The following is a 608-nucleotide window of genomic DNA, read 5'->3' as shown; positions in this document are numbered from 1 at the left end:
TTATTGGGCTCTTCTCTTTTTGTACTTGGTCCCATTTTTTGGCCATTTTATTCTGTTTATTTTTTATTGTCAGCCTACAAAATATGAACTCGTTAGCAATGATTCCTATAATAATACAGAATACCAAGATCAGCAATTTAGCCAAAATCCCTATCAAGAGCAGCAAAATTACCAACAAAATTTTGTGGCAACTGAAAACGAGTAAAGTCCATTGAATCAAACAAAAAGCATTCTACTTTAACAGGCCTCCCGAAAGGTTAGATTTTTGTATCTAACTCTTTGGGAGGCCTGTTAAATTTACCTGGTTTTTTATGTTTGTTAAACCATATTATTTTTCCACAGCTTCATTATAGATTCGAATCCAAGGAGCAACTTGATTTATCACATCTAAAAACTGTAATAAGTCAATATATTTTTGATCCGTATAAGGTCCAAAAGCCAGACGAATATCTTTGTTAGAACTCATTGGATTGTAATACAGATACAGGTGATGAACTTTTGCATACTTTGTTTCTTGCACTTCCTCAATCTTAATGGTCACATCAACTAAATCAGAAAGCATGAGAAATTGGAAATAAGCATCCACCCGTATGATGGCATCCTTGTAG

The 608-nt window shown here is 33.7% G+C and carries 2 pseudogenes; one reads left to right on the top strand and one right to left on the bottom strand.

Annotated elements, in window-relative coordinates:
• Positions 1-205 (top strand): annotated as a pseudogene (locus D8792_RS11610) (DUF805 domain-containing protein); the annotation flags it as partial.
• 123 nt (positions 206-328) lie between these two features.
• Here D8792_RS11610 and D8792_RS11200 read toward each other — a convergent pair.
• A pseudogene (locus D8792_RS11200) lies at positions 329-608 on the bottom strand (hypothetical protein); the annotation flags it as partial.

Source organism: Streptococcus cristatus, assembly GCF_003943505.1.
Lineage (GTDB): Bacteria > Bacillota > Bacilli > Lactobacillales > Streptococcaceae > Streptococcus > Streptococcus cristatus_E.
This window is presented reverse-complemented; position numbering and strand designations above follow the sequence as displayed.